Origin of the sequence: Vibrio sinensis, assembly GCF_003605645.1 — a bacterium.
GTDB classification, from domain to species: Bacteria; Pseudomonadota; Gammaproteobacteria; order Enterobacterales; family Vibrionaceae; genus Vibrio; species Vibrio sinensis.
In genome coordinates this window covers 1-601 of sequence record NZ_QVMU01000121.1, presented here as the reverse complement: position 1 = coordinate 601, position 601 = coordinate 1, and the positions used below count along the sequence as shown (strand labels likewise).

Sequence of the window (601 nt, the reverse complement as noted above, 5' to 3'; positions counted from 1 at the left end):
TGTGGTGATGTCTTCAAGTGGAGCATCAGGCAGACCCCTCCTTATTGCTTTAATCTTGCTCATGTAATTTATGAGTGTCTTCTGCTTGATTCCTCTGCTGGCCAGGATTTTTTCGTAGCGATCAAGCCATGAATGTAACGTAACGGAATTATCACTGTTGATTCTCGCTGTCAGAGGCTTGAGTTCGTGTCCTGAAAATAACTCAATGTTGGCCTGTATAGCTTCAGTGATTGCGATTCGCCTGTCTCTGCCTAATCCAAACTCTTTACCCGTCCTTGGGTCCCTGTAGCAGTAATATCYATTGTTWCTTATATAAAGGTTAGRGGGTAARWCCCGGCGCYSATRAMTTCGCCTTCTTCCCATTTCTGATCCTCTTCAAAAGGCCACCTGTTACTGGTCGATTTAAGTCAACCTTTACCGCTGATTCGTGGAACAGATACTCTCTTCCATCCTTAACCGGAGGTGGGAATATCCTGCATTCCCGAACCCATCGACGAACTGTTTCAAGGCTTCTTGGACGTCGCTGGCGTGCGTTCCACTCCTGAAGTGTCAAGTACATCGCAAAGTCTCCGGAATTACACGCAAGAAAAAACCGCCATCA

General features: G+C 46.3%; 2 protein-coding genes. Both read right to left on the bottom strand.

Annotated elements, in window-relative coordinates:
- The coding region (locus DZ860_RS23915; RefSeq protein WP_207890684.1) for a phage integrase Arm DNA-binding domain-containing protein at nucleotides 1-363 on the bottom strand (363 nt) is incomplete at its 3' end.
- On the bottom strand, nucleotides 320-559 hold the full coding sequence (locus DZ860_RS23910; protein ID WP_120035733.1) for an excisionase: 240 nt from the start codon (nucleotides 557-559) through the stop codon (nucleotides 320-322). The genes DZ860_RS23910 and DZ860_RS23915, both read right to left, overlap by 44 nt.
- Between the last annotated feature and the right edge of the window lie 42 nt (nucleotides 560-601).